The organism is Nonomuraea sp. NPDC049028 (genome assembly GCF_043197735.1).
Taxonomy (GTDB): Bacteria; Actinomycetota; Actinomycetes; order Streptosporangiales; family Streptosporangiaceae; genus Nonomuraea.
Genome location: NZ_JBICTR010000015.1, coordinates 112,423 through 133,903, shown reverse-complemented (window position 1 = coordinate 133,903; position 21,481 = coordinate 112,423). Strand labels below are relative to the sequence as shown.

Annotated in this window: 15 protein-coding genes, 1 pseudogene and 1 riboswitch; of the genes and pseudogenes, 14 read left to right on the top strand and 2 right to left on the bottom strand. The window is 70.4% G+C overall.

Annotated elements, in window-relative coordinates:
* The first annotated feature begins 61 nt into the window (after window positions 1-61).
* Both ACGFJ2_RS48165 and ACGFJ2_RS48160 read left to right on the top strand, forming a co-directional pair.
* On the top strand, window positions 62-649 hold the full coding sequence (locus tag ACGFJ2_RS48165; RefSeq protein WP_358194683.1) for a phosphoribosylanthranilate isomerase: 588 nt from the start codon (window positions 62-64) through the stop codon (window positions 647-649).
* The gene (locus ACGFJ2_RS48160) at window positions 646-1,488 is read left to right on the top strand and encodes a GNAT family N-acetyltransferase (protein WP_357953012.1); all 843 of its coding nucleotides are present in this window, start codon (window positions 646-648) and stop codon (window positions 1,486-1,488) included. Before ACGFJ2_RS48165 ends, ACGFJ2_RS48160 begins: the two co-directional genes overlap by 4 nt.
* Window positions 1,489-2,031: 543 nt before the next feature.
* Here ACGFJ2_RS48160 and ACGFJ2_RS48155 read toward each other — a convergent pair.
* A complete protein-coding gene (locus ACGFJ2_RS48155; RefSeq protein ID WP_393480117.1) occupies window positions 2,032-3,402 on the bottom strand; it encodes an MFS transporter in 1,371 nt (456 codons plus the stop codon).
* A gap of 197 nt (window positions 3,403-3,599) precedes the next feature.
* Between ACGFJ2_RS48155 and ACGFJ2_RS48150 the strand changes: the two genes are divergently transcribed.
* The 8 genes from ACGFJ2_RS48150 (at window position 3,600) to ACGFJ2_RS48115 (ending at window position 13,782) form a co-directional block, all read left to right on the top strand.
* Window positions 3,600-4,181, top strand: a complete 582-nt coding sequence (locus tag ACGFJ2_RS48150) for a CDP-alcohol phosphatidyltransferase family protein (protein WP_357953009.1) — start codon at window positions 3,600-3,602, stop codon at window positions 4,179-4,181.
* A gap of 4 nt (window positions 4,182-4,185) precedes the next feature.
* Entirely contained in the window at window positions 4,186-6,690 is a 2,505-nt protein-coding gene (locus ACGFJ2_RS48145) for a sugar phosphate nucleotidyltransferase (RefSeq protein WP_393480114.1), read from the top strand.
* 293 nt (window positions 6,691-6,983) lie between these two features.
* Window positions 6,984-7,496: an FHA domain-containing protein gene (locus tag ACGFJ2_RS48140; protein ID WP_357953004.1), complete on the top strand. Its 513-nt coding sequence runs from the start codon at window positions 6,984-6,986 to the stop codon at window positions 7,494-7,496.
* A gap of 58 nt (window positions 7,497-7,554) precedes the next feature.
* Complete coding sequence (locus ACGFJ2_RS48135) at window positions 7,555-8,217, top strand: MerR family transcriptional regulator (protein ID WP_357953002.1); 663 nt, start codon at window positions 7,555-7,557, stop codon at window positions 8,215-8,217.
* A 109-nt stretch (window positions 8,218-8,326) separates the two neighbouring features.
* Window positions 8,327-8,797, top strand: a complete 471-nt coding sequence (locus tag ACGFJ2_RS48130; RefSeq protein WP_214634355.1) for a bifunctional nuclease family protein — start codon at window positions 8,327-8,329, stop codon at window positions 8,795-8,797.
* Between the two features lie 148 nt (window positions 8,798-8,945).
* Window positions 8,946-9,566, top strand: coding sequence for a MerR family transcriptional regulator (locus ACGFJ2_RS48125; protein WP_357953000.1), 621 nt, complete (start codon window positions 8,946-8,948; stop codon window positions 9,564-9,566).
* 34 nt (window positions 9,567-9,600) lie between these two features.
* A riboswitch (glycine riboswitch) is annotated at window positions 9,601-9,693 on the top strand.
* A gap of 156 nt (window positions 9,694-9,849) precedes the next feature.
* Entirely contained in the window at window positions 9,850-12,687 is a 2,838-nt protein-coding gene (gene gcvP / locus ACGFJ2_RS48120; protein WP_393480109.1) for an aminomethyl-transferring glycine dehydrogenase, read from the top strand.
* 294 nt (window positions 12,688-12,981) lie between these two features.
* Window positions 12,982-13,782, top strand: a complete 801-nt coding sequence (locus ACGFJ2_RS48115; RefSeq protein WP_393480106.1) for a tetratricopeptide repeat protein — start codon at window positions 12,982-12,984, stop codon at window positions 13,780-13,782.
* Between the two features lie 133 nt (window positions 13,783-13,915).
* Here the strand turns inward: ACGFJ2_RS48115 and ACGFJ2_RS48110 are convergent.
* Window positions 13,916-14,804 (bottom strand): annotated as a pseudogene (locus ACGFJ2_RS48110) (helix-turn-helix transcriptional regulator).
* Window positions 14,805-14,980: 176 nt separating this feature from the next.
* On the opposite strand from ACGFJ2_RS48110, the gene ACGFJ2_RS48105 reads away from it, so the two are divergent.
* The 4 genes from ACGFJ2_RS48105 (at window position 14,981) to ACGFJ2_RS48090 (ending at window position 21,397) form a co-directional block, all read left to right on the top strand.
* Window positions 14,981-15,997, top strand: coding sequence for a zinc-dependent alcohol dehydrogenase family protein (locus ACGFJ2_RS48105; RefSeq protein WP_393480103.1), 1,017 nt, complete (start codon window positions 14,981-14,983; stop codon window positions 15,995-15,997).
* A 102-nt stretch (window positions 15,998-16,099) separates the two neighbouring features.
* Window positions 16,100-17,377, top strand: a complete 1,278-nt coding sequence (locus ACGFJ2_RS48100) for a multidrug effflux MFS transporter (RefSeq protein ID WP_393480100.1) — start codon at window positions 16,100-16,102, stop codon at window positions 17,375-17,377.
* Window positions 17,378-17,478: 101 nt separating this feature from the next.
* A complete protein-coding gene (locus ACGFJ2_RS48095) occupies window positions 17,479-18,483 on the top strand; it encodes a hypothetical protein (protein WP_393480097.1) in 1,005 nt (334 codons plus the stop codon).
* A 655-nt stretch (window positions 18,484-19,138) separates the two neighbouring features.
* Complete coding sequence (locus tag ACGFJ2_RS48090; protein WP_393480094.1) at window positions 19,139-21,397, top strand: tetratricopeptide repeat protein; 2,259 nt, start codon at window positions 19,139-19,141, stop codon at window positions 21,395-21,397.
* The last annotated feature ends 84 nt before the right edge of the window (window positions 21,398-21,481 follow it).

Sequence of the window (21,481 nt, the reverse complement as noted above, 5' to 3'; positions counted from 1 at the left end):
GTCGTCCGCTCGGGGTCGCCGGGGGTCCCGGTCGCCGCCGTTCGCCGTTAGGGTCGACGGTGTGTACGTGAAGATCTGCGGGTTGAGCGAGCCCGAGCACGTGGCGGCCGCCGTCGAGGCGGGCGCCGACGCCATCGGCTTCGTGCTGACCCGAAGCCCTCGTCAGGTGACCCCCGAGCGGGCCGCCGAGCTGGCCGCGGCGGTCCCCGCCCACGTCCTCACCGTCGGCGTGTTCCGCGGCGAGACCCCTGAGGCCGTCCGCGCCGCCACGCTCACCTCCGGGGTGCGCGGCGTCCAGCTGCACGGCCGGCATCCGCACGGCGACTTCACCGCGCTGAAGGATCTCGGCCACACCCTGGTCAGGGCCGTCGACGCCGAAGCCGACCTGCGCTGCGGCGCCTACGACGAGGACCTGCTCATCGTCGACGCGCCCCGCCCCGGCTCCGGCGAGCCCTGGGACTGGGCGGCGGTACGCGGCCGCCCCACGGGGCACTGGCTGCTCGCGGGCGGCCTCGACCCGTCCAACGTCGCTCAGGCGGTCGCCGCCGCGGCGCCGTGGGGCGTGGACGTGTCCAGCGGGGTCGAGGTGGCGCCCGGGGTGAAGGACTCCGACCTCATCAGACGCTTCATCACGGCGGCCCGCCCATGACCGGCGGTTTCGGCGGCGCGGATACCGGGTCTCAGGGTGACTTCGCCCGTAGCGCCGGGTTAACGCCCGACTCCGCGCGTAGTGCCGCCTTCGCGCACGACTTCGCCCGTAGCGTCGCCTTCGCGCACGACTTCGCCCGGCGGAAGGCGGGGCGGACCGTCGAGGTGCCCGGCGGGTTCGCCGTCCTCAACGACCGCTACCCCGGCTCGTACGACGACAACAAGGTCGTCATCTGGTCCGGCGACGATCCCGGCGCGGCGCTGAAGGCGGCCGACCAGGTGCTCGCCGGGTACGCCCACCGGCTGGTCAACGTCGACGACGACCGCCTGGGCCGGGCGTACGCGCCCGCCTTCGAGGCCGCGGGCTACACGCACGAGACGAACCTGGTCATGGTCTTCCGCGGCGCGTTCCCGCACGACGCGGCACCCGTGGAGCGCCTCGGCCTGCCCGCGCTGCTGCCCACGCTCCGGGCCGGCTGGCGCGAGACGCTGCCCGAGGCCACCGACGACGTCATCGACCAGCTCGCCAGGCGCGTGGAGGAGCGGCTGCGCGGCGCCGACACGGTGGGCTTCCGCGCCGTACGGACGGAGGACGGCCAACTCGCCGCGCGGGCCGACATCTACCGGAACGGCGCCGTCACACAGATCGAGGACCTCTACACGGGGGACCGCCACCGGGGCCGGGGGCACGCCCGCACGTTGATGAGGGCGCTGCTCGCCGAGGCGGCCGACAGCGAGCTGGTGTTCCTGCTGGCCGACGCCGCCGACTGGCCCAAGGACTTCTACGAACGGCTCGGCTTCGAGCCGGTAGGCCACACCCACAGCTTCCTGCGCACCTGACCGCCCGCCTCCGGCCAACCGTCCCTCCCGCCGTCGGACCTGAATGACCCCAGTCGGCTCCGTTCGGCCGACTCCGGACGCCCCCGGCCGAGCCGCTCGATCGACCCCGGCCGCCGCCTCCGGCCGACCACGACTGACGGACCCCGGCCCACCGTCCCTCCGGCTGACCGGCCCTTACTGACCCCCGCCCACCGACCACGACTGACGGACCCCGGCCAACCGTCCCTCCGGCTGACCGACCCTTACTGACCCCCGCCCACCGATCACGGTCGGCGGCCTCAGCCTTCGGGACCCGACCCCCGGTGGTGGAGGCTCCCGATGGGGGTTTCGGGCGGTGGCGGATCTCGGGTGGTGCGGTCTGGCCCGGGACGGCTTGGTGCCGGCGGTCAGCCGCGGGTCTTGGGGCGGGCGGTCAGATGCGGGCCCGTGGTGACCGGCCTTGGGTCTGGGGTGGCCAGATGTGGGCCTGGGGTGGCCAGATGTGGGCCTGGGGTGGTCGGACGCGGGTCTTGGGGCGGGCGGTCAGATGCGGGCCTGGAGTGGTCAGGTACAGGTCTGGGAGCGTACAGACGAGGGGGTTGTGGGGTGGCCGGTGGTGAGGCCGAGGGTCAGGGTCAGGGCCGTCACGCCGAGGTAGGCCACTCCCGCCACCACGGCCGCCCCATGCAGCCCGCCGATGAAGCGGGGCCCGCCGGGAGCGCCCGCCATCGCGCCGAAGACCGCGACGCCGATCGCGCCGCCCGCCTGCCGGGCGGTGTTGTTGATCGCGCTCACCAGCCCCTCCCGGCCGGGCGGTGGGTCGCTCATGGCCAGGGCGACCACGCTCGGCGTCAGCAGCGCCGCGCCGAGCCCGATGACGGCCAGCGCCGGGAGCAGCACCAGGTACGGCGTGGCCGGCCGTACGAGGAGCAGCAGCCCCATGCCCGCCGCCAGGACCACCAGCCCGGCGACCATCACGGGACGCGGCCCGTACCGGCCGGCGAGGCGCCCGAACGGGGCGGACAGCAGCGCCAGCGGCACGAACAGCGGCAGCAGCGCCGCGCCCGCCGTCATCGGGGACAGCCGCAGCACGCCCTGGAGGTACAGGGTGATCAGCAGCATCATGCCGTTGATCCCGAAGTTCATGGTCGCCGAGCCGATCGTGCCGACCGCGATCGAGGGGCGCCGCAGCAGCCCCAGCGGCAGCATCGGCGCCTCCCGCCGGCTCTCGATCGCCACGAACGCGGCCAGCAGCGCCGCGGCGGCCCCGAACAGCCGCCAGTCGGGCCCGTCACGCCCCGCCTGGATCACCGCGTACGTCAGGACCAGCAGCGTCCCCGCGCCCGTCACAGTGCCCGGCAGGTCGATCGGCCGGCGCTCGGGCTCGTCGGCCGGAGCGACCCGGAACACCGCCACGAAGATGATCAGGATGATCGGCACGTTGATGGCGAAGATCGACGGCCAGCCGAACGCCTGGATCAGCATCCCGCCGAGCAGCGGCCCGGCGGGCAGGGCCGCGCTGCCCACCGCGGCCCAGACCCCGATGGCCCTGGCCCGTTCCCGCTCGCCGGGGAAGGTCCGGGTGATGACCGCCAGCGTGCCCGGCAGGAGCAGCGCGGCGCCCACGCCCTGCACCGCCCGCGCCGCCACCAGCGCCCCGACGCCCGGCGCGAACGCGCAGCCCGCCGACGCCACGCCGAACAGGCCGAACCCCGCCAGCACCACCCGCCGGTGTCCGAAGCGGTCGCCCAGCGTGCCGCCCGTCAGCAGCAGCCCGGCCAGCGCGATCTGGTAGCCGTCGACCACCCACTGCAGGTCCGCGAGCCCGGCGTGCCGGCCGGCCGCGATGGACGGCAGCGCCACGTTCACGATGGTCACGTCCAGCAGGACGACGAACAGGCCGGCGCACATCACGATCAGGATGTTCCGCTTCATCCCCCTACACCTGCGCGGTGAGGGCCGACGCTAACCTCTCGCGACGCGCCGATCCGCGTGGCGTCGCCCAGAGAGCCGCGGGGAGTGCCGGCGGGAAAGTCGTCGGGAGTGCCACCAGGTCGTCGGGAGTGCCGGCGGAAAGGATGAGCCGCTGCCAACCCCGCTGCGGAGAAAGGCGACGCAGTAGGGTCGGCAGCGTGAGCGAAACTTCCGCCGAGGATCGGATCTGGACGGTTCCGAACCTGCTGAGCTTCCTGCGCCTCCTCGGCGTTCCCGTCTTCCTCTGGCTGGTATTGGGGCCGAAGGCGGACGCCTGGGCGATCCTCGTGCTCGCGGTCGCCGGGTTCACCGACTGGCTGGACGGCAAGATCGCTCGCGCCTTCAACCAGATGAGCAGGCTCGGCCGGATCATCGACCCGGCCGCCGACAAGCTCTATGTCTTCGCCACGATCCTGGCGCTGCTGGTGCGCGACGTCATTCCGTGGTGGCTGGTGGCGATCATCCTGGGTCGCGAACTCTTCGTCGCGTGTTTCTTTCCCGTACTTCGGAAGAGCGGTTACAAGGCACTTCAGGTGCATTTCCTGGGCAAGGCCGCCATGTTCAACCTGATGTACGCCTTCCCTCTGCTCTTCCTTGCCTCCCACACTGGGTGGTATGCCGATATAGCACGAATTGTCGGATGGGCCTTTGCGCTCTGGGGAACGGGCCTGTACTGGTGGTCGGGGGTGTTGTATGGGGTACAGGTACGACGGCTCGTAACCGCGGCCAAGGAGGAGTGATCGGGTGAAGGCGGTCGTCATGGCGGGTGGAGAGGGCACTCGGCTGCGTCCGATGACGGCCAACCAGCCCAAGCCCCTGCTGCCCGTGGTCAACCGCCCGATCATGGAGCACGTGCTGCGGCTGCTCAAACGGCACAGCATCACCGAGACCGTGGTCACCCTCCAGTTCCTGGCCGCGCTCGTGCGCAACTACTTCGGCGACGGCGACGAACTCGGCATGAGCCTGCAATACGCCACCGAGGACGTTCCGCTGGGCACGGCGGGCAGTGTGAAGAACGCCGCGGCCCGCCTGCGCGACGACCGATTCCTGGTGATCTCCGGCGACGCCCTGACCGATATCGATTTGTCGGATATGGTCCGTTTTCACCGTGAAAATTCGGCACTTGTCACCATCGGGTTGAAACGGGTGCCCAACCCCCTCGAGTTCGGCATCGTGATCGTCGACGAGGGCAACCGGGTCCAGCGCTTCCTGGAGAAGCCCACCTGGGGGCAGGTCTTCTCCGACACCGTCAACACCGGCATCTACATCATGGAGCCCGAGGTCCTCGACGCGGTCGCCTCCGGAGAGCCCGTCGACTGGTCGGCCGACGTCTTCCCCACCCTGCTGGAGCGCGGCGCCCCCATCTTCGGCTACGTCGCCGAGGGCTACTGGGAGGACGTCGGCACCCACGAGAGCTACCTCAAGGCCCAGGCCGACGCCCTGTCCGGCCGGGTCGCCGTGGACATCGGCGGCTTCGAGGTCTCGCCGGGCGTCTGGGTGGCCGAGTCGGCCTCGGTCGACCCCGACGCGGTGCTCAAGGGCCCGCTGCTCGTCGGCGCGTACGCCAAGGTCGAGGCCGGCGCCGAGCTGCGCGAGTACACCGTGCTCGGCAACAACACGGTCGTGCGCGAAGGCGCCTTCCTGCACCGGGCGGTCGTCCACGACAACGTCTACCTGGGCCCCGGCAGCCACCTGCGCGGTTGCGTGATCGGCAAGAGCACCGACGTGATGGCCGGGGCCCGCATCGAGGAGAACGCCGTCATCGGCGACGAGTGCGTCATCGAGCCCGAGGCGTACGTCTCCAGCGGCGTCAAGGTCTACCCCTTCAAGACCATCGAGGCCGGCGCCGTCGTCAACACCAGCGTGATCTGGGAGTCGCGCGGCCAGCGCAGCCTGTTCGGCCCCCGCGGCGTCAGCGGCCTGGTCAACGTGGAGATCACCCCCGAGCTGTGCGTACGGCTGGCCAGCGCGTACGCCACCACCCTGAAGAAGGGCGAGCACGTCGTCACCTCGCGCGACTCCTCGCTGGCCGCCAGGGCGCTGAAGCGGGCCGTGATCGGCGCGCTCAACGCCAGCGCCATCAACGTCCTCGACCTGGAGGCCGCGCCGCTGCCGGTGGCCCGCTTCCACACGGCCAGGGAGTCCGCGGCGGGCGGCATCGCGCTGCGCACCACCGCCGGCGACCCGCAGAGCATCGACATCGTCATCATGGACGACCGCGGCGCCGACCTGCCTCCGGCCGCCCAGCGCAAGCTGGAGCGCGTCTTCTCCCGCCAGGAGTTCCGGCGCGCCTTCCCCGGCGAGATCGCCGAGCTCCGCTTTCCCGCCAGGGCGGTCGAGGACTACGCGTACGAGCTGCTGCGCTGCGTCGACATGACCGGTATCAGGGACATGAAGGTCGTCGTCGACTGCGCCGGAGGGACCTCCGCGCTGGTCCTGCCCACGCTGCTCGGCCGGGTCGGCGTCGACGTGCTCACCGTGAACGCCCGCCTGGACGACATCTCGCCCACGGAGACGTTCGCCGAGCGCCGCAGGGACCTGCAGCGCCTGTCGGAGCTCGTGAGCTCCTCCAGGGCGGCCTTCGGGGTGCGGTTCGACCCCGTGGGGGAGCGCATCGCGCTGGTGGACGAGATGGGCCAGCTGATCGGCGAGGAGCGGGCCCTGCTCGTCGTGCTCGACCTGATCGCCGCCGAGCGCAGGACCGGCCGGGTGGCGCTGCCCGTCACCACCACCAGGGTCGCCGAGCAGGTCTGCCGCTTCCACGGCGTGCAGGTGCGCTGGACCTCCACGGCGGTCGACGCCCTCACCTCGGCCGCGGTGGACGAAGACATGATCTTCGCGGGCGACGGCAGGGGCGGTTTCGTGGTGCCCGAGTTCGGTCCGGCGATCGACGGGGTGGCGGCGTTCATGCGGCTGCTCGGCCTGGTCGCCCGCACCCGGCTCTCGCTCAGCCAGATCGACGCGCGCATCCCCGAGGCCAAGCTGCTCAAGCGTACGGTGCCGACCCCGTGGGCGGCCAAGGGCGCCGTCATGCGCTCGGTCATCGAGGCCGCCGAGGCCGAGCCGGACGGCTGCCGCGTCGACACCACCGACGGGGTGCGGGTGGCCGCCGAGGACGGGAGCTGGGTGCTGATCCTGCCCGCCGCCACCGAGCCGGTCACCGATCTGTGGGCCGAGGCCGCCGACGTGGACACCGCGCAGTCGCTCCTGGAGCACTGGGCCCGGGTGGTCGAGGAGGCGGCCTCCTGAGCCTCGGGACCGAAATCTGTACGGCAATTCGCATAGAATCATCACGGAACGTGACACTGGCGGATCGGTGGCGCCGGAACGTGCAAGATCGTAATGTAGAAACGCGCGGCGGCATGGACCTTGGGGCGCGGGCGGCGGTAACTTTGTCACCGTCCGAACCCGTCGTCCAGCGCCCCGCCTTGACCTTTGCCGCTGATCAGCGTAAGTTGCGGCATTCGCAAACTTGAAGAGCGAAGCGAGGCGCGCCCAGATCCCCGTTGCCGCGTCTTCGCGGTAGGAGGCCGAGCCGATCGATGCCGAGCGTCTACTGCACGCAGTGCGGGCACGCCAACCCCGAGGATGCCCGTTTCTGTTCCCGTTGTGGGTCACCGCTGACCAGAACCGAGGTCGCCGGGGACACCACATCGACGATCTCTGTCGCGGGAATCGAGGCGTACGAGGCTGAGACCGGTGACATGCTCCTCGCCGAGCGCGCGCTGGTGGAGCAGCTGCCGCCTGGCACGGCGTTGCTCACCGTGACCAGGGGGCCCAACGCGGGGAGCCGTTTCCGCCTCGACAAGGAGCTCACCACCACGGGGCGCCATCCCGAGAGCGACATCTTCCTGGACGACATCACGGTCTCCCGGCGGCACGTGGAGTTCTACCGCCTTCGCGGCGGCCAGTTCTCCGTGCGCGACGTGGGCAGCCTCAACGGCACCTACGTCAATCGGGAGCGCATCGAGGAGGTGCCGCTGCACTCCGGTGACGAGGTGCAGATCGGCAAGTTCCGCCTCGTCTTCCTGATGCGGACCGCCGCCGGCGCATGAGCGAGCCCAGCGAGCGACCGATAGTCACAGCGTTCATGCGGCTCACGGAGGAAGCCGCATGAGCGCGCAGGCGGCACGTTCGCACATGAGCATCGGGGAGGTGCTCGCCATGCTCCAGGGCGAGTTCCCCGATGTGTCGATCTCCAAGATCCGCTTCTTGGAGGGCGAGGGGCTCATCGAGCCGGAGCGCAGCCCGTCGGGCTACCGCAAGTTCACCCACCTGCACGTCGAGCAGCTCCGCTACATCCTCACCGAGCAGCGCGACCACTACCTGCCGCTGCGGGTGATCAAGGACAAGATGGCCGAGCACTTCGGCCGCCCGCGTGCCGTGACCGACCGGCCGGAGACGCGGGAGGTGCGGCTGAGCCGCGCCGAGCTGCTGGAGGCGGCCGGGCTCGACGAGGACACGCTGGCCGAGCTCGAGGACTACGGGCTGCTCTCGGCGACGGCCAGGCGCTACGACGAGGAGGCGCTCAACGTGGCGCGCAGCGTCGGCGCCCTGGCCCGGTTCGGCCTGCACGCCCGGCATCTGCGCGCGGTCAAGGCCGCGGCCGAGCGCGAGTGCGGTCTGGTGGAGCAGACGGTCGCGCCCATACTCAAACGCCGGGCCCCAGGGGCCATCGGAGAGGCTGACGAGGCCGCGAGGGAGCTGTCGGCGCTGCTGCTCGACCTGCACGCCGCTCTGGTGCGTACGGGCGTGCGAACCGTTCTAGGCCGATGACCGGACCAGCGGGACATACAAGGCCCCTCGGGTGTTACGTTGAAATGCAGAAGCGGACCGGCCCAATAGCTGTGCCGGGGTCGCCGACCAGTCGAATATGGAGCAGCCCGTGTTGCAGATGGAGGTCGTGGGCGTCCGCGTAGAGATGCCCACAAATCAGCCGATCGTCTTGCTCAAGGAGGCACACGGGGAGAGGTTCCTGCCGATTTGGATTGGGATGACCGAAGCCACGGCCATCGCCTTGGCCCAAGCGGAGGAGCCTCCAGCCCGGCCACTCACGCACGACCTTTTCAGGGACGTGCTGAGCGCCCTCGGCGTGGGCCTGCGCGCGGTCAACATCGTCGCCCTGCGTGACGGTATCTTCTTCGCCGACCTGGTGTTCTCCAACGGCGTAGAGGTGAGCGCGCGGCCCTCCGACTCGATCGCGCTCGCCTTGCGCACCGGAGCACGAATCTTCGCCAGTGAGGAGGTCGTCCAGGAGGCCGGGGTGATCATCCCCGACGACCAAGAGGACGAGGTGGAGAAGTTCAGGGAGTTCCTTGACACGATCACCCCCGAAGACTTTGGCCGGGCGGGGTAGGTATTTCAGTGCATTTACGCTTCACGACGCGCCGAGCGGGATCGTTGACTGCGCATGGTCACGGTCCTACGGTGCAAGTGAAACCCATGGCCGCGCTTTTACGAACCCCCAGATCAGGCCATGGGATGAGAGAAAGCCGGAGGTCCGCGTGGCGGTCAGCAGCGGCGAGGGAAAGACGGCCGGCCAGGAAGATCCGGTGCGGCGTGAGAGTGCGCGGCAGCGTGCCGGAGAGCAGGGTCTGCTCTTCGACGAGCAGCCCACGACACTGCCGAGTGACATCGGATACCGCGGCCCGACGGCGTGCGCGGCGGCCGGCATCACCTACCGGCAGCTCGACTACTGGGCGCGCACGGAGCTGGTCCAGCCGACGATAAGAGCCGCGCACGGCTCGGGCTCCCAACGGCTCTACAGCTTCCGCGACATCCTGGTGCTCAAGGTCGTCAAGCGGCTCCTCGACACCGGAGTCTCCCTCCAGCAGATCCGTACGGCCGTACAACACCTGCGTGACCGCGGGGTCGGCGACCTCGCGCAGATCACGCTCATGAGCGACGGCGTCAGCGTCTACGAGTGCACCTCGGCCGACGAGGTGATCGACCTGCTCCAGGGCGGTCAGGGCGTGTTCGGCATCGCGCTCGGCCGGGTCTGGCGCGAGGTCGAGGGCTCCCTCGCGGAGCTGCCGGGGGAAAGGGCGGCGGTCGAGGACAGCGTCCCGGCCGACCACCCCGCTGACGAGCTGGCCCAGCGGCGACGGGCGCGCCGCATAGGGTAGCAATCCGGTAGTAACCTAAGAGGCGCAAGGCTGACGACCCCCTGCGGGAGAGTCCCGGGCTGGTCCCGGGGCGCCGAAGGAGCAACCCTCCCCGGAATCTCTCAGGCACCCGTACCGCTCGGGGTAGGCAACTCTGGAAAGCAGGCACGCCCGCCAGGCGCGCCTCACCGACGGTGCAAGCCCTCATGGGGGTGAAGCTCTCAGGTCGCCATGACAGAGGGGGAGATCCGGCACTCGCCCGCGCCCAGGCGCCGGTCTCCATAGCCCTCGGGAGGCACCTTCCATGACCGACCTGTCAGCTCCGCCGTTCTCGACCCGGCACATCGGCCCGTCCGAATCCGAGCAGCAGCGCATGCTCGAGGCCGTGGGTTTCGAGTCCGTGGCCGACCTGGTGGCGGTGGCCGTCCCCGAGTCCATCAGGATCAAGGACCGGCTCTCGCTGCCCGCCGCGGCCAGTGAGACCGAGGTCATCGCCGAGCTGCGGGCCATCGCGGGCCGCAACCGGGTGCTCACCTCGATGATCGGCCTGGGCTACCACGACACGATCACCCCGGCGGTGATCCGCCGCAACCTGCTGGAGAACCCGGGCTGGTACACCGCCTACACCCCCTACCAGCCGGAGATCTCGCAGGGCCGCCTGGAGGCGCTGCTCAACTTCCAGACCGTCGTCTCCGACCTGACCGGGCTCGACGTCGCCGGCGCCTCCCTGCTCGACGAGAGCACGGCCGCCGCCGAGGCGATGACGCTGGCCAGGCGCGCGGGCAAGTCCAAGAGCGACGTGTTCGTCGTCGACGCCGACGCGCTGCCCCAGACCAAGGCGGTGCTGGCCACCCGCGCCGAGCCGCTGGGCATCACGCTGGTCGAGGACGCGCTCGACGGTGAGCTGCCCGAGTGCTTCGGCGTGCTCGTCCAATACCCGGGTGCCTCCGGCCGGCTGCGCGACTTCCGCGCGGTGGCCGAGCGGGCGCACGCCGCGGGCGCGCTGGTCGTGGCCGCCGCCGACCTGCTCGCGCTGACCCTGGTCACCGCGCCGGGCGAACTCGGCGCCGACATCGCGATCGGCTCCTCGCAGCGCTTCGGTGTGCCGTTCGGCTTCGGCGGGCCGCACGCCGCCTACATGTCCGTACGCGAAGGACTGCAGCGGCAGATGCCCGGCCGCCTCGTCGGGGTCTCGGTCGACGCCGACGGCGCGCCCGCCTACCGGCTGGCCCTGCAGACCCGCGAACAGCACATCAGACGGGAGAAGGCCACCAGCAACATCTGCACCGCGCAGGTCCTGCTGGCCGTCATCGCCGGCATGTACGCCGTCTACCACGGGCCCGAGGGGCTGCGCCGCATCGCCGGCCGCGTGCACCGGCACGCCGCCGCGCTGGCCGAGTGCCTGCGCCGCGGCGGTGTCGAGGTCGTACACCGGGAGTTCTTCGACACCGTGCTGGCCAGGGTGCCCGGCCGGGCCGCCGACGTCGTCCGGCAGGCCGCCGAGCGCGGCGTCAACGTGTGGCAGGCCGACGCCGACCACGTCTCCATCGCCTGCGACGAGAAGACCACGGCGGCCGACCTCGAGCAGGTCGCCGCCGCCTTCGGCGTCAGTGGGCCGGTGGCCGGCCTCCTCGCCGACGAAGGGCTGGACACGCTGCCGGCCGCGCTGAGGCGGGAGTCCGGCTACCTCACCCACCCCGTCTTCCACAGCCACCACTCCGAGACCGCGATGCTGCGCTACCTGCGCAGGCTCCAGGACAAGGACATCGCCCTCGACCGGTCCATGATCCCGCTCGGCTCCTGCACGATGAAGCTCAACGCCACCACCGAGATGGAGCCCATCACCTGGCCGGAGTTCGCCGGGATCCACCCCTTCGCGCCTGACGGGCAGGCCGCGGGCTACCACCACCTCATCGAGACCCTGGAGGAATGGCTGGCCGAGGTGACCGGCTACGACGCGGTCTCCATCCAGCCGAACGCCGGGTCCCAGGGGGAGTTCGCCGGGCTGCTCGCGATCCGGGCCTACCACCGCGACCACGGCGACGAGCACCGCGACATCTGCCTCATCCCGTCCTCCGCGCACGGCACGAACGCGGCCAGCGCCGTCATGGCCGGCATGCGCGTCGTGGTCGTGGCCTGCGACTCCGAGGGCAACGTGGACCTGGCCGACCTCGACGCCAAGATCGACAAGCACCGCGACGCGCTGGCCGCGATCATGCTCACCTACCCGTCGACGCACGGCGTCTTCGAGGAGACGATCACCGAGGTCTGCGCCAAGGTGCACGACGCGGGCGGCCAGGTCTACGTCGACGGGGCCAACCTCAACGCGCTGGTCGGGCTGGCCAAGCCGGGCGAGTTCGGCGCCGACGTCTCGCACCTCAACCTGCACAAGACCTTCTGCATCCCGCACGGTGGCGGCGGCCCCGGCGTCGGCCCGGTCGCGGTCCGCGGCCACCTGGCCGCCTACCTGCCGGGCCACCCGCTGCGCCCCGGCTCACCGGTCGGCGCGGTCTCCGCGGCCCCGTACGGCTCGGCGGGCATCCTGCCGATCTCCTGGGCGTACGTCAGGATGATGGGCGGCGACGGCCTGGCCGCGGCCACCGAGCAGGCGATCCTGTCGGCCAACTACCTCGCCCGGCGGCTGGCCCCGCACTACCCGGTGCTCTACACCGGGCGCGGCGGCCTGGTGGCCCACGAGTGCATCGTCGACCTGCGGCAGATCACCAAGGAGACCGGCGTCACGGTCGACGACGTGGCCAAGCGGCTCATCGACTACGGCTTCCACGCCCCGACCATGTCCTTCCCGGTCGCCGGCACGCTGATGATCGAGCCGACCGAGAGCGAGGACCTGGCCGAGCTCGACCGGTTCGTCGACGCGATGGTGGCCATCAGGGGCGAGATCGCGCGGGTCGCCTCGGGCGCCTACGACCGGGCCGACAACCCGCTGCGCAACGCCCCTCACACCGCCGAGGCCGTCGCGGCCGACGAGTGGGCCCATCCCTACAGCCGTACCGAGGCGGTCTACCCGCTGCCGTCGCTGCGGGAGGGCAAGTACTGGGTGCCGGTGCGGCGCATCGACCAGGCTTACGGCGACCGCAACCTGGTCTGCTCCTGCCCGCCGCTGGAGGCGTACGAGGACTGACCTGGTTTGTCGCGTCCGCGACGGCTCCGGTCGTTACGTCCGCAACTGAGCTGGCTGTCGCGTTCGCGACTGATCCGGCTGTCGCGTCCGTGACTGACCCGCACGTCGCGTTCGCGGGACCGTGGCCTTCTCCGCCGCGTAACCGTGGCCCTCTCCGTCCGCTGTGCTCGGACGGGGAGGGCTACGTCCGTTTTCTGGGATTTTTTCCCGCCACCCAGGCTGAACGTGGCCAGTGAGAAGACATGATCACCGGAACTCGTTAGGCTCTGTCCGACCGTCGCCTAAGGAGCTCTCTTGACGTTCTCAGAGCTGCAGGTCCCGCCTCTCGACACCGCTCGCCGCCTGGCCGAGCACGGTGACCTCGACGGCGCGGCGGCCATACTCAGCGAGCTGGCCGCCGACCCCGAGGAGCCCGACCGGGCGCAGGCCGCCGTGGGCCTGGCCGTGGTGCTCGACGAGCGCGGCGACCCGGAGGGGGCCCGGGCGGCCGCCCGGGTCGCGCTGGCCACCGGACATCCGGAGTTCGCCGCTCAGGCGGCCTGTCACCTCGCGCAGGGCTTCGAGCGCGAGGGCCGCGCCGAGCAGGCCAGGGGGGCGTGGCAGGCGGTCCTGGGCGTTGGCACGGCCGCCTACGTCCCGCTGGCGCGTCTCGCCCTGGCCCGGCTGGCCCTGCTGGCCGGCGACTACGACGAGGCGGAGAACGAGCTGCGGGCCGCGCTGGCCGCCGCCGGGCCGGACGACGTGGGCGCGCACGCCGCGCAGCAACTGGCCGAGCTGCTGCTGGAGCGGGGCGAGCCGGGGGAGGCGGCCGAGGTGCTGCTGGAGGCGCTCGAGGTGGCCCCCCAGGACGACGTGGCCCGGCTGCGGGTGCAGCTCGGCATCGCGCACCTGGAGCTCGCCTGCGCGGAGTTCGCGGGGGCGGTGGAGGACGGCGGTGACGCGCCGACGAGCGGGCTGGCCATCGAGCTGCTGGCCAGGACCCTGCCGCTGCGTGGCCGCGTCGACGACGCGGGCCGCGTCTGGACGTACGGGCTGGAGCACGAGGACGAGACGCTGGCCGCGGAGGTCCGTCTGCGCTACGACCGCGACACCTGACCGACCTCCCCGCCCCGCGAGCGTCTCCAGGACGCCCGCGACCGTCTTCAGGACGCCCGCGCCCGCCTGCCGCTCCATCCGCCGGCGCTACGCAGTCGGTGAGGTCTCCCTCGCCGACCTCGCCACCGACCGGTCAGTCCGCCGCCAACGGCTCCGTGTGGGTCCGGGCTTCCTGAGTGGCCGCCCAGGAGGCGAGCAGGCGCAGGCCCTCCTCGGAGGGTGAGCCGGGTTCGGCGGTGTAGATGGTGATGGTGAGGCTGGGGTCGGCGACCATCTGCAAACCCTCGAAGGCGAGGGTGAGCTTTCCGACGATGGCATGGTTGAAGCGTTTGGTTCCGGTGCCGTGCCGGCGGACGTTTCGCGCCCCAGCGGGTGCGGAACTCATCGCTGCGGGTCGACAGTTCGCCGACGAGGTCGTGGAGCTCTTTGTCGTGGGGGTTGCGGCCGGCTTCTGTGCGCAGCATGGCCACGCACATGTCCGCGAAGGGACCCCAGTCCGGGTAGAAGCGATGGGAGGCCGGGTCGAGGAACGCGAACCGGGCCAGATTCTCCTGATTGGCCGGGGAGGCGTACAGGTCGGCGAAGAACGCGCGGGCGAACTGGTTGACGGCGAGCACGTCCATGCGGCTGTTCTGCACGAAGGCGGGTCCGGCGGTGATCGCGTCCAGCGTCCACTGCAGGCTGCGATGGAGCGTCTGCGGCCGGGCGGCGCGGCGCCGGGGGCGGGTGAGGACGTCCGAGCCGTCGGCGGTCTGGGCCAGGTGCAGGAGGTGGGCGCGCTCGGCGTCGTCGAGCCGCAGGGCGCGGGCGAGGGCTTCGAGCACCGCCGCGGAGGCGCCGGCGAGGTTGCCTCGTTCGAGCTTGGCGTAGTACTCGGCGCTCAGATCGGCCAGGGCCGCGACCTCACTGCGGCGCAGACCGGGGACGCGCCGCCGGGATCCGGCGATCAGGCCGGCCTGCTCCGGGGTGATCTTAGCTCGCCGCGAGGTGAGGAACTCGCGGACCTCGTCACGATTGTCCACAGCTCGACCGTACGGCGTCAGCGCCAAGCGAGGGATGTACTGGGAGTACACCTCTCGCTGGTAACTCGTAACCACCGCGGAATGCCGGTTAGGTGGATTGCGGCGGAATCCTGCGCCTTCGGTACGACCGGGCGGCAGCCGCATATCAGACGCCTAACCACGTAAAGGAAACTTTGATGCGCGGAGCAGTGATCCACGGCCCCGGCGATGTGCGCTTCGAGACCCTGGAGGACCCGAAGATCCTCAAGCCGACCGACGCGATCATCCGGACGGCCGTCACCTGTGTGTGCGGCTCGGACCTGTGGTCCTACCGCGGCCTGGAGCCGGCCCAGGAGGCTCACCCGATGGGTCACGAGTACGTGGGCTTCGTGGAGGAGGTCGGCAGCCAGGTCACCGCGGTCCGGCCCGGTCAGTTCGTCGTCGGCTCGTTCGCCACCTCGGACAACACGTGTGCGAACTGCCGCAACGGCTTCCAGTCCAGCTGCCTGAACCGTGAGTTCATGAGCACCTGCCAGGCCGAGTACGTGCGCATCCCCAACGCGCAGGGCACCCTGGTCGCCACCGACCAGGTGCCGGACGAGGAGCTGTGGCCCGGCCTGCTGGCCGTCTCCGATGTCATGGGCACCGGCTGGTACGCCGCCGACGCCGCCGAGGTCAAGCCCGGTTCGACCGCCGTGGTGGTCGGTGACGGCGCGGTCGGCCTGTGCGCGGTCATCGCCGCCAAGGAGATGGGCGCGGAACGGATCATCGCGATGAGCCGCCACGAGCCCCGGCAGCAGCTGGCCAGGGAGTTCGGCGCCACCGACATCGTCACCGAGCGCGGCGAGGAGGGCATCGCCCGGATCAAGGAGCTGACCGGCGGCATCGGCGCCGACGCGGTCCTGGAGTGCGTGGGTACCGCCGAGGCCATGCGGCAGGCCCTGCACTCGGCGCGGCCCGGCGGGAACGTCGGCTTCGTCGGCGTCCCCCACGAGGTCGCCGTCGACGGGCAGGAGCTGTTCTTCTCCCACGTCGGCCTGCGTGGCGGCCCCGCCCCCGTACGCCGCTACCTGCCCGACCTGATCGACCACGTCCTGTCGGGGCGGATCAACCCCGGGAAGGTCTTCGACCTCACCCTGCCGCTGGAGCAGGTCGCCGAGGGCTACAAGGCCATGGACGAGCGCCGCGCCATCAAGACCCTCCTCAAGCCCTGACCCCGTGCGTCAGCGGACATGTGCGCGCATGGCCGAATGACAGCCCGGTAGCGACCTTCGCCCAGCCTCCCTCCCGTCGACCTCGCGAGGAAAGCAAGAACGATGCCAGAGACCACAACGCCGTCCAAGCCTGTAGCGGGGCGATTTCTGCCGCCCCTGTTGCTCTTGCTGACGGTGTTCGGGCCGATCTCGATGGACCTGTACCTGCCCGCGCTGCCGGCACTGACGGTCGAACTCGGTGCCGCGACCTCCATCGCGCAGTTGACCGTCACCGCGTGCCTGATCGGGCTGGCCGCCGGGCAGTTGATCGCAGGACCGATCTCGGATCAGTTCGGGCGGCGAGGGATCCTCCGCCTCGGCGTCGCCGCGTACATCGTCACCTCCGCGCTCTGCGCGATCAGCCCCAGCGTCGAGGTGCTCATCATCGCCCGGCTCGTGCAAGGCCTCACCGGCGGGGTCGGAATCGTCATCGCTCAGGCGGCGGGCCGCGACGTCCACTCCGGCGGCGAGCTGATCCGCTTCTACGGCCGGCTCACCGTGGTCGGAGCGTGCGCCGCGATCGTCGGCCCGCTGCTGGGCGGGCTGCTCACCGCGCTCGTCGACTGGCGTGGCCTGTTCGTGGTCCTCGCGGTCATCGGCGCCGGCATCCTGATCGCCACCCTGCTCATCTTCACGGAGACACTTCCGGCCGACCATCGTGTCCGAGGCGGATTCGCCCAGACCATGCGCGACTACCGCACGCTGCTCGCCGACCGGGTCTTCCTCGGCGCCCTCCTCAACCAGGGCTTCCTCTGGGCCGCCGTGTTCGCCTATCTCGCCGGCGCCACATACGTCCTGCAGAACATCTACGGCCTTTCCCCGCAGTGGTACGCGGCCGCCTTCGGACTCAACTCAGCCGGCTTCGCGTTCTTCGGGTGGCTCGGCGGCCGCGGCGCCGAACGATGGAGCATCACCGGCACCCTCGCCATCGGCATCCTCGTCGCCGGCGGCGGTGCCGCCGGGCTCCTCATTTCCGGCCTCACCCCGATGCCGCTCTGGGTGGTCATCGCGTCCTTGTTCTTCCTGGCCGGCGGCGTGGCGATCTCCTCCGCACCCGCCAGCACCCTCGCTCTGGCGGATTACCCGCGGATGGCGGGAACAGCGTCCTCCCTGCTCGGCACGGTCAGGTACGGCTTCGGCGGTGTGGCCGCCCCGTTCGTCGGCATCGCGGGCGCCACCAGCATCCTCCCGCTAGGCGTCGTCACCGTCGTCGCCGTCCTCCTCGGCGCGAGCGCCTGCCTCCTCTTCGCCCGCCGACACGCGCCTGCCGCGGCCACCATGGTCGGGACGGCCGAAACGACTGCGATGGCTGGGACCGCCGAAACGACCCCGCCTCCATGAACGTGGTGACCCGAACGCCCGACGCGACTTCGACGACGCCATTCCGGCGCCCCGGCCCTTCCGCCTTGCCCCCGCGCTCACCGGTTCCTTAGGGTTGGCGGGTGTCAGAGCCGACATCGCCGCCGCCGCGGATCGGGTCCCCCGTGTGGGACCGGGAACTCGCGGACATCGGGCTGGACCGGCGATGGGTCGACGCCGATGTGGGTGCCGTGCTGGCGACCACGGACGCCCATGGCGAGTTCGACCCGCACGGGCTGAACCTCTTCGGGACCGATGCCGAGGTCGCCGCCGGCTGGGTCCTGCTGCACCAGAGGTTCCCGTCCTATGGGATTTTGATGTACCTGCGGATGTGCTGGTCGAGCGGTGACCACGCGCTGCAGGACTGGATTGTGCGCCAGTTCGCCGCGATGCTGATGTACGGCCCGGCCCCGGTGGCCGATTCGGCCGAGTACGGGCTGTGGGCCGACTACTTCGAATCGCCTGAGGCGTCGCAGGTCTTCACGGCGCTGGCCCTTCAGTTGCCGCGGCCCCACTGGGATCGCCTGATCAGCGGCGCGGGTCCGGTGCCCTGGGAGGCCAAGCATCAGGTGTTCCAGGAGGCGGCCGAGGTCCCCGCGCTGCATCCCGCGCTCGCGAGGGGCGTCGCGGGTTCGTTCTATGACGTGTACGGCGACGTCGACGCCGTGGCCGCGGCCCGGCTGCTCGATCGGCTCACGGTCGCGGACGAATCCTTGCTGGCGGCGCTGACCGAGGCCACCACGCAGCCGCTGCGGCTGCGGTCCGGATCGGCCGTGATCGTGGACGAGTCCGATGCGGGGTGGCCGCACCCGGGCAGCTTCCTGCTTCGCGCGGCGGTGCGCAGCTCGCGGAGCCGGTGGGTGCGGCAGTCCGAACTGGTGGCCGACGGCCGCGTGTACGGCCGGCTGGCGCACTGGGACTTCCCGTTCGACCCGGCGAAGATCGCGCACCGCGTTGTGGCCGCGCCCGAGCCGGAGGGGCGGGTCGTGCTGTTCCGGGTCGAAGGGCCGCCTGAGCGCGCTGAGCTGCTGGTGGACCGGGAACTCGAGGCATGGCCGCCGGGCCTGAGGGAGCATCTCGCACCCTGAGGGCAGGGGTCAGAGCGCTCGTCTATGGCCTCGTAGCCTTCGGTGACCTGCTCCAGCGGCTCATGTCCTCATGGATCCAGGCGGAAACCGTAGGCTCCCGCCCGGTTACCAACGCTGCGAACGGGGCGCGGCACTGGGGCCCTCTGGTGCCGCGCTCAAGAGTGATGCTGAAGCCGGGACGATCTAGGAAAATTCTGGTGAGCACAAGCGGGGCTCAGGGAGCGCATGCACCGCGTCGGCAGGGCGATGCGTCGTTCGGAACTCTGGGTCTTGGCCGGAAGGGCGGTCAGGTCGCCGGAGCTGGTGCGCTGGAGGGTGCGGCGGATGCCGGCGGCTCCGACGGCGCGAGATCGGCTTCACCTCGCTGCACGAGAACCTCGACACCACCACCCCCGGCGGCCGCCTCACCGTCATCATCCCCGAACTGCTGCGCGCTGCCCGCGACATGTTGCCGAATCCGGAGAACTCGATCACCTCGATCGCCAGATTGCTCGGCGTCAGTCCGGGCACGCTCTATAACCACATCCCCGACCTACGTGAACTCCGTGCGACCTCTAGATCGTCGACCCGGTCGACAGCGACATGAGGTGATCCGATGGCAGGTGGATTACGGGCTCAGCGGCGAGGGCGTCTGGTCATCGTCGCGTTGGGTCCGATGGCCGGCGTGGCGGCCGGAGGACTCACCAATCTGCTCACCATGACGTGGAACTGGTGGCTGTTCGGAGGGCTGGTCCTGACGACCAGCCTGGTGAGCGCCAGTACGCTGATCGCCCTGCCGCACGGCGACCCGCCATACCCGGCGACGCTCCAGACAGAAGATCCGCAGGCCGGTTCGGTGCTGCAGCCTCCATCGGGCACCCGGGTCTTCATCGGTCGCACCAAAGACCTGCGCCGTTTGACAACCCCCGGCCCTGAGGGAAACCGGCCAGGTCCTCTCATCATGGTCATTACTGGCATGCCCGGGACCGGAAAGACCGAGCTGGCCATCTGCGCCGCCCGTGCACTGGCCGCACGCTACCCCGACGGGTTGTTCTGGCTGGGCCTGCGCACCTACGCCGCGACCGAGTCCCAGTTGACCAGCACCGCAGCGCTGCGCACCCTGCTCAACGCCCTCAACGTACCGCCCGACCCAAACGCCACAAGCGTGACAGCGCTCAGCCGCACCTGGCGGACCGCCACCGCAGGCAAGAAAATACTGATCGTCTTGGACGACGCCGACACCGCCGAACAGATCCGCCCGCTGCTACCCGCAGCCGAAGAATCGGCGGTCCTGATCACTACCCGCCACGTGCTGATCGGCCTCGACCCCGATCACGGCATCACCCTGCAACCGTTCACCCGCAGCCAGGCCGCCCAGTTGGCTGGAGCCATCCTGCGCCGTGCTGGGCTGAACGACCCCCAGGCGGTCACCGCGATCGCCGCCACCTTCCGGCTTCCACTCGCGATCCGACAAATGAGCGACTTGAAGGTGGCCAACCCTGCCCATGACATCCCCACCGCTTCCGCAGGAACGATCAGCGACGAGACCTCTGCCGCATTCGCCCGTTCTCTTGCCACTCTGGCCAAACCCGCACGCCTCGCGCTCCGCCGCGTCGCCCACTACCCCGGCTCGCTGATCATCGCGCCCATTGCTGCCGTCCTTGCCAACCAGTCGGCCAACGAGGCCATCACCATGCTGGCCACCCTCTACCAGCGCGGTCTGCTCATCCCGGACAACCGCGCCAGCGGCGGCTATCGCATGCACGACGCTGTCCGCACAGCCGCCTTGATCGAATCCGATCAGCACGACAGCGCCAGACAACTTGCCGCCGCCGACGAACGACTCTTCCGGTACACGAACGGCACCATCGACGCCGCGGTTCTCCCGATCGATTCCAGCGCCTCCGTCACCTGTATGAGTGCCGACGGAGACGATCGCCGCGTGCCACCTCCCCGGCACGAATCCGATGTCGCCGCACTGCGATGGCTCGACCGGCATTACGCAGATCTTCTCGCCGTGGCCCGCCGGTGCCTATCCGCACGCTCCCCCCAAGCATGGCGCCTGGTCCACAACCTGGAGTCCTACCAGCGGATGCGCGGCTTCTACACCGAGATCATCGAACTGAACAGCCAGGCGCTGAGCCTGGCCCAGCTCGCCGGCGACCTGCTCGGCCAGGCAGCCATGCATCAAAACCTCGGCCTGGTCGACATGCGTACAAGCAACTACCTCACCGCGCTCGCACGCTTTCAGACATCGCTTGAGCTATACACCCAAGTCGGCAACCGAGCTGGCCAAAGGGTGATCCACCACGAGCTCTGCAATGTCCACAAGTGGCTCGGCAACTTCGCCCAGGCCCGGGCGCACGCCACCTTCTGCTTCAAAGCCGCCGACTCAGAAGGGGGCCTCACCGAACGGGCATTCGCCCATTCCAGCCTCGGCATCCTTGACCGCCTGGAAGGCAGCTACACCACTGCACGCGAACACCTCACCCGGTCGATGGAACTGTTCGAGCAGGCCGGGCAACGCCGTGGCCTCGGCATCTGCCACCGGCAACTCGGTATGCTGGACGAGCACCTGAGTCGCTACCACGACGCGCGAGCCCACCTGGACCAAGCCCTCTCCCTGTTCGAGAAGCTGGGAGATCTCATGAACCAGGCCGACACCCACTACAACCTGGCCGTCGTCCATCGCGGGCTGGGCTCTCTGGCCACCGCTCACGAGCACGCCACCACCGCCCTCACCCTCACCAGCCAGATCAGCCACGTCCAAGGACAAGCCAACGCACACACCGAACTCGCCCACCTGGCCCAATCCGCCGGCGACCACACGACAGCACACGTCCACCTTCGCCACGCCCACGACCTTCACCAGCGCCTCCAGCATGTACGCGAAACCGAACAGCCCAGCCCCCCTGCGCCTCCAGAACCTCGCTAGCCCGCTGTGCGGGACGGCCGTTCGGGGCTTGCGGCTACCGCGAGCTCTATCGCAGGTAAACAGTGAGGGTCATCGCCGCCGCAA

Bases quoted from the DNA above. Each gene is read 5' to 3' on its own strand.
- ACGFJ2_RS48100 (WP_393480100.1), top strand. From the start codon at position 16,100: ATGCCAGAGACCACAACGCCGTCCAAGCCTGTAGCGGGGCGATTTCTG.
- ACGFJ2_RS48160 (WP_357953012.1), top strand. From the start codon at position 646: ATGACCGGCGGTTTCGGCGGCGCGGATACCGGGTCTCAGGGTGACTTC.
- ACGFJ2_RS48155 (WP_393480117.1), bottom strand. From the start codon at position 3,402: ATGAAGCGGAACATCCTGATCGTGATGTGCGCCGGCCTGTTCGTCGTC.
- ACGFJ2_RS48140 (WP_357953004.1), top strand. From the start codon at position 6,984: ATGCCGAGCGTCTACTGCACGCAGTGCGGGCACGCCAACCCCGAGGAT.
- ACGFJ2_RS48105 (WP_393480103.1), top strand. From the start codon at position 14,981: ATGCGCGGAGCAGTGATCCACGGCCCCGGCGATGTGCGCTTCGAGACC.
- ACGFJ2_RS48135 (WP_357953002.1), top strand. From the start codon at position 7,555: ATGAGCGCGCAGGCGGCACGTTCGCACATGAGCATCGGGGAGGTGCTC.
- ACGFJ2_RS48090 (WP_393480094.1), top strand. From the start codon at position 19,139: ATGGCCGGCGTGGCGGCCGGAGGACTCACCAATCTGCTCACCATGACG.
- gcvP (WP_393480109.1), top strand. From the start codon at position 9,850: ATGACCGACCTGTCAGCTCCGCCGTTCTCGACCCGGCACATCGGCCCG.